Origin of the sequence: Azospirillum sp. B506 (genome assembly GCF_000333595.1) — a bacterium.
In the GTDB taxonomy this organism is placed as follows: Bacteria; Pseudomonadota; Alphaproteobacteria; order Azospirillales; family Azospirillaceae; genus Azospirillum.
The window spans coordinates 1-4007 of record NZ_BADK01000905.1; the positions used below are offsets into that span (position 1 = coordinate 1).

General features: G+C 66.3%; 6 protein-coding genes. 4 read left to right on the plus strand and 2 right to left on the minus strand.

The genetic code is table 11. The features are described 5' to 3' along the window. The 3 genes from I71_RS38565 to I71_RS28055 form a co-directional block, all read left to right on the plus strand. On the plus strand, positions 1–188 hold a 188-nt coding region (locus tag I71_RS38565), incomplete at its 5' end, for a hypothetical protein (RefSeq protein ID WP_042701906.1). 249 nt (positions 189–437) lie between these two features. Further along, a complete protein-coding gene (locus tag I71_RS28050; protein ID WP_042701908.1) occupies positions 438–1139 on the plus strand; it encodes a hypothetical protein in 702 nt (233 codons plus the stop codon). A 55-nt stretch (positions 1140–1194) separates the two neighbouring features. Then, a complete protein-coding gene (locus I71_RS28055; RefSeq protein WP_042701915.1) occupies positions 1195–1782 on the plus strand; it encodes a HutD family protein in 588 nt (195 codons plus the stop codon). On the opposite strand, the gene I71_RS28060 is transcribed toward I71_RS28055, so the two are convergent. Both I71_RS28060 and I71_RS28065 read right to left on the minus strand, forming a co-directional pair. Further along, the gene (locus tag I71_RS28060) at positions 1779–3125 is read right to left on the minus strand and encodes a GH1 family beta-glucosidase (protein WP_042701917.1); all 1347 of its coding nucleotides are present in this window, start codon (positions 3123–3125) and stop codon (positions 1779–1781) included. The genes I71_RS28055 and I71_RS28060 overlap by 4 nt on opposite strands. Before the next feature lie 2 nt (positions 3126–3127). After that, positions 3128–3466 (minus strand): acyl carrier protein, encoded by a 339-nt coding sequence (locus tag I71_RS28065; protein ID WP_042701919.1) that lies wholly within the window; start codon positions 3464–3466, stop codon positions 3128–3130. A 269-nt stretch (positions 3467–3735) separates the two neighbouring features. On the opposite strand from I71_RS28065, the gene I71_RS28070 reads away from it, so the two are divergent. Next, positions 3736–4007: solute carrier family 23 protein (locus tag I71_RS28070; protein WP_042701921.1), on the plus strand; the 272-nt coding region annotated here is incomplete at its 3' end.

Here is a 4007-nt window from a genome sequence, read left to right on the forward strand (position 1 = left end):
GAGAGGTTGTCATGTTCGATTTCGATGTCGTCACCGGTCCCACCCAGCCGCCCCACTGCAGCCTCGCCGACGAGCACGCCGGTCCGGCCGCCGCCGAGTCGGCCCTGCCGCCGGTCGATCCGGCCCTCCTGGCGGCGGGCACCCCGTCCGAGTCACCTATGACGAAGGGCGAGAAACAACGGTCCTGAGCCTGGACCGGATCGCCGGCCGTGGTGTGCAGGAGCCGCATCCCAGCTTTCGACCAAAAAAATCACGAATCCTACCTATGTTCGGCCGGCTGTTGTCGTATACTCCCTATGGGCAGACGTGTCCGGGGGACGGCTCAGCCGGTCGCTCCTCTTGTGGGTACTCCTTGTCAGGCACTCCTTGGGCTTTCGTCCCGATTCGGGCGTGATGGGCCGGGCGTGATGGTCGGATCGGAAGAAGGATGACGAATCATGGCGGATGATGCTCTCTCAAGCGTCAACTCTATGGTCTCCAGCCTCAACGCGTCGATCAACAACGCGGTTGAGGCCATCAAGAAGTCGCAGAGCAATCAGGCGATCGGCGAGGTCCAGGAATTCTCCAAGACCGTCCAGAAATCGGCGCAGACCAACACGGCGGGCGCCACCGACATCGGCGTGCTTGCCAAGAACACCACCCGCCTGAACGTTGCCAGCACGCTGGCGGCGAACGACAAGGTCGATTTCTACAAGTTCAAGGTCACCTCCAAGGGCGAGATGACCATGGGGCAGGTCGGTGACGACGGCGTCCGCGTCCAGCTGATGAACAAGCTCGGCCGCGTGATGGCCGACAGCGACCCGAAGTCCGGCGACGATTACAAGGCGTTCAAGCAATTGCAGGCCGGCAACCTGACGGTCGACAAGGGCGACTACACCCTGCGCGTCAGCCGTGACAAGGGCCAGTCCGACAAGGACCCCAAGAATTACGCCATGCAGCTGGTCATGGGCAATTACAGCCAGGATTACGACACGGTCGCCAAGCAGCCGGCCAAGGGCGATACCGGGCAGCAGGCGCTCACCACCGGGCAGCAGGCGACGCTCGACGGGCTGAATCAGGCCATCAGCAGCATGAACTCCATCCCCACCGGCCAGACCGGCACGCAGAAACTGATGGGCAGCTTCAGCCTGTTCGTGTGAAGCCAAGACGCCGGTTGTGCTATGACGGAACGGAGCCAATCCGTTCCGGAGCAAGATGTTGTCGTCCATCACGCGCCTGACCCCCGCCGACCATCGCCGCGTTCCCTGGAAGAACGGCGGCGGCGTCACCACCGAACTGGCGGTGGAGCCTGCCGCCGATGGCCGCCCCGATGGCCGTTTCGTCTGGCGCGTCAGCATCGCCGACGTGGTCGAACCCGGCCCCTTTTCCGCCTTTCCCGGCTATGACCGGTTGATCGCCGTGGTCGAGGGCGACGGCATGCGCCTGTCGGTCGACGGTGCTCCGCCGGTCGAACGCCGCCGACTGGATCCCGCCTTCGCCTTTCCCGGCGAGGCGCCGGTGTGGTGCGAGCCGACCGCCGGCCCGATCCGCGATGTCAACCTGATGGTCGACCGCGCCTCGGCGACCGGCGCGCTGACCCTGCTGGCCGGTCCCGCCGCACACCGGGCTGCCGGCGACGTGCTGCTGGTCCATGCCCTTGCCGGGATGCTGACGGTTACCCTCGCGGGTGGCGAGGCGCTGGCGGTTCCCGCCGGCCACAGCCTGCTCCTGCGGGACGTGGCGGCGCTGGTTGAGGTTCCGGACGGGGCGGAGGGTGTCTGCGCGGAGGTCCAGCGCCGTTAGGACTTCGCCGCCCGGATCAGATCCGCATACCAGCGCGCCGAGTCCTTCGGTGTGCGGACCAAGGTCTGGAAATCGACATGGACGATGCCGAAGCGCTGGCCATAGCCGCTGCCCCATTCGAAATTGTCCAGCAGCGACCAGACGAAATAGCCGCGCACGTCCGCACCCTGGGCCATCGCGTCGCGCATCGCGGCATTGTAGATGGTCAGGTAATTGATGCGGTGCGGATCGTGGACGGCGCCGTCGGGGCTGACGCTGTCGCTGCCACCGCAACCGTTCTCCGTCACCACGATCGGCAGGCGGTAGCGGCGCTGGATGGTCAGCAGCTCGTCCCGGAAGGCATCGGGAAAGATCGCCCAGCCGACGCCGTGGGTCGGCGACTCGGGTGGTGCGTCGCCCCAGCCATACCCCCAGGTCCGGGTCGCATCGGCCTTGGCGAAGATCGGGCCGTAATGGTTCAGCCCGAACCAGTCCACCGGCCGGGCGATGCGGGCCATGTCGCCGGGCTGCACATGGGGCTCGATGGCGGCGGCGGTCAGCGGCGGGTAATGGCCGAGGATCTGCGGGTCGCAGAAGACCAGATTCCAATGCTCGTCGAGCAGGGCGGCGGCGGCACGGTTCTCCGGCGTGTCGGTCTCCGGGATCACGACCTGACGGTTGTGGATGGCGCCGATGGACGCCCCCGGCACCATGGCGCGCAGCACGTCCACCCCGGCGCCATGGGCGAGGTTGACGTGGTGGATGGCGCGCAGATGCTGGGTCCGGTCGACGATGCCCGGCGCCGCCCAGGGAATCGCATAGCCGAACAGGGTGAAGACCGAGAATTCGTTGAAGGTGATCCAGCGCTTCACCCGGTCGCCGTAGCGGCGGGCGCAGAGCGCCGCGTAATCGGCGTACCAGCCGGCGCAGTCGCGCGACGACCAGCCGCCCAGATCCTGCAGGGCCTGCGGCAGATCCCAATGGTAGAGGCAGAGCCAGGGCTCGATGCCCGCCTCCAGCAGCCGGTCGACCAGCCGGTCGTAGAAATCCAGCCCGGCCTCGTTCACCGCGCCCTTGCCGCGCGGCATCACCCGGGGCCAGGAGACCGAGAAGCGGTAGGCGTCGACGCCCAGCCCCGTCATCAGTGCCACATCCTCCGGCATCCGGTGGTAGTGGTCGCAGGCGACGTCGCCCGTGTCGCCGTTCACCACCCCGCCCTGGGTGCGGCAGCGGATGTCCCAGATGCTGGGGCCGCGCCCATCCGCCGCCGCCGCCCCTTCGATCTGGTAGGCGGAGGTGGAAACGCCCCAGACGAAACCCGGCGGGTAGGACGGGGCAGGATAAGGGGAGGGGCGGTCGGTCATGGTCAGGCGGCGATCTGGTTGATGCTGCGGCAGCGGGCCTCGAAGGCGTCGGAGATGAATTCCGGGCGCTTGTAATAGCCCTTGATCCAGCTCGCCAGCAGGCAGAGTTCCTCCAGCTTCACCAGCTCGTCCAGCGTTCCGTCGGGAAAGCGGATGGAAAAGCTTTCGGAGATGTATTCCAGAACCTGTTCAACCTGGTCGATCGACAGCTGGATGTCGGTCTCCAGCGTCGCATTCCGGGTCAGCAGAGCCTCGTCGACCCCATATTCATCGCGAATCAGCTTCACGATCCAGCGGAACATGTGCATCCAGTTGGATACACCCTCGATCGACTTGCTCATCGCGACGCTCGGCTCAGGTTGCGCGAAAGGGTTAGGCAGCAGCGACTTTACGCACGGATCGTTAAAGAATAACGCAGCCCCTATCCGGGTCTCCAGCGCGGAGCGGCAACAGACCGCGCCGCTTTTGCCACCTGCACGGGCATTGGCAGGGCGGATTTGCCTATATATTGGGCGGTAGCCGGGGGGAATGCGGCCGGACTCGGCGCTGCGGCAAGGCGGCACGCTCCATGCACAACGAAGCCGCCCCATCGCAAAGCGAGGCTTCCGCCATGAAACGCGCCGCCACCCCCGAGTCCCATCCCGTCGATGAGGTGCTGCCGCCCTGGCGGCTGCTGGCGCTGGGGCTGCAGCATGTGCTGGTGATGTATGCCGGCGCCATCGCGGTGCCGCTGATCATCGGCGGTGCGCTGAAGCTGCCGAAGGACCAGATCGCCATGCTGATCAACGCCGACCTGTTCGCCTGCGGCGTGGTCACGCTGATCCAGGCGGTGGGCGTCTGGCGGTTCGGCATTCGCCTGCCGGTGATGATGGGCGTCACCTT

Bases quoted from the DNA above. Each gene is read 5' to 3' on its own strand.
- I71_RS28060 (WP_042701917.1), bottom strand. From the start codon at position 3,125: ATGACCGACCGCCCCTCCCCTTATCCTGCCCCGTCCTACCCGCCGGGT.
- I71_RS28055 (WP_042701915.1), top strand. From the start codon at position 1,195: ATGTTGTCGTCCATCACGCGCCTGACCCCCGCCGACCATCGCCGCGTT.
- I71_RS28065 (WP_042701919.1), bottom strand. From the start codon at position 3,466: ATGAGCAAGTCGATCGAGGGTGTATCCAACTGGATGCACATGTTCCGC.
- I71_RS28050 (WP_042701908.1), top strand. From the start codon at position 438: ATGGCGGATGATGCTCTCTCAAGCGTCAACTCTATGGTCTCCAGCCTC.